Annotated in this window: 3 protein-coding genes; 1 reads left to right on the top strand and 2 read right to left on the bottom strand. The window is 69.0% G+C overall.

Annotated elements, in window-relative coordinates; translation table 11 throughout:
• Both HC022_RS26815 and HC022_RS26810 read right to left on the bottom strand, forming a co-directional pair.
• Positions 1–375: aminotransferase class I/II-fold pyridoxal phosphate-dependent enzyme (locus HC022_RS26815; RefSeq protein ID WP_167454405.1), on the bottom strand; the 375-nt coding region annotated here is incomplete at its 3' end.
• Positions 376–492: 117 nt separating this feature from the next.
• On the bottom strand, positions 493–915 hold the full coding sequence (locus HC022_RS26810) for a helix-turn-helix domain-containing protein (RefSeq protein ID WP_008883677.1): 423 nt from the start codon (positions 913–915) through the stop codon (positions 493–495).
• Between the two features lie 96 nt (positions 916–1,011).
• Here HC022_RS26810 and HC022_RS26805 point away from each other — a divergent pair.
• On the top strand, positions 1,012–1,266 hold a 255-nt coding region (locus tag HC022_RS26805), incomplete at its 3' end, for an NAD(P)H-binding protein (protein WP_167454404.1).

The following is a 1,266-nucleotide window of genomic DNA, read 5'->3' as shown; positions in this document are numbered from 1 at the left end:
CCAAGGCGTTGGGAGAAGAACTTCATCTCCTTCGCCGCAGATCGCGGCCAGCGTCGCGGCGAAGGCCTGGTTGCAGCCGGCGGTGATGGCCACGCTCTCGGCCGGGACCTCGGCGTCGTAATGCGCCCCCCAGCTTTTCGCCAGCGCCGCGCGCAGTTTTGGCAGGCCCAGCACCGGCCCGTAAAGATGGGTCTCGGGCACTTCCATGGCCTCGGCCATGGCGCGGCGGAGCGCCGGCGGCGGCGGATCCACGGGGGCGGCCTGGCTCACGTTGATCAGCGGCCGGTCGGCCGGGAAGTCGATGCCTTCGATCCAGCGTTTCGCCTCCGGGACGGGCGGGGTGAAGGTGGACTCGGTACGGCTGAAATGGGGCATCTGGTCTTTCCGGTCTGCGTTGCCGCGGCACGCTAACAGCGCGGCGGGGCAAGGGAAAGAGCCCGCCGGCGAAATCCCGGGCCGCGACCCGCGGTCACGTCCCGTTCCCGGGGACGGTCAGGCGGCGGTCGCGTCGAAGGCCTCGCGCGCGGCGCGGATATGGCCGTGGTTGCGGTCGGCCCAGTCGGTCAGCGCGGCGATGGGATCGAGCGCCGAGCCCCCGAGCGGGGTCAGCGCGTATTCCACCGAGGGCGGCTTGGTCGGAAACACCTCGCGGGTGATCAGCCCGTCGCGCTCGAGCTGGCGCAGGGTCTGGGTCAGCATCCGCTTCGAGATGTCGCCTACCTGCCGCTGCAGCGCCGAGAACCGCTGCGGCCCCGAGATCAGCGCGATCAGGATCAGCAGCGTCCACTTCTGGCCCACGCGGTCGAGCACGTCGCGGATCGGGCACATGCCGGGATCCTCGGGTGCGCCGCCATAGGCTGCCATCTGCAACAGGATCCCGTGCGCGGCGGGGTTACCCTCATGTTCCCTGGTCATGAAAAAGTGCCTCCTTTACGGCTGCGGATAGGCGGTCTACATCCGAGACCATGTTGCAAAGATAGCCTTTGCAGAGACCAAAGGAAAGGACATCTCATGGCCGGAACTCTCAAATACATGGTGACGGGCGCCTCCGGGCAGCTCGGAACGCTGGCGGTCGACGAGCTGCTGGCAAAGGTGCCCGCGGCCGAGGTCGGTGCGCTGGTGCGTCGCGCGGAAGCGGCGGCGCCGCTCGAGGCCAAGGGCGTAACGGTGCGCGTCGCCTCCTATGACGATCCCGCCGCCCTCAACGCGGCCCTCGACGGTGTCGAGCGGCTGCTGCTGGTGTCCTCGAGCGAGGTCGGCAAGCGC

It is taken from the genome of Salipiger sp. HF18, from assembly GCF_011806505.1.
Classification (GTDB): Bacteria; Pseudomonadota; Alphaproteobacteria; order Rhodobacterales; family Rhodobacteraceae; genus Salipiger; species Salipiger thiooxidans.
The sequence above is the reverse complement of the archived record's forward strand: the minus strand, read 5'-3'. Positions and strand labels throughout refer to the sequence as shown.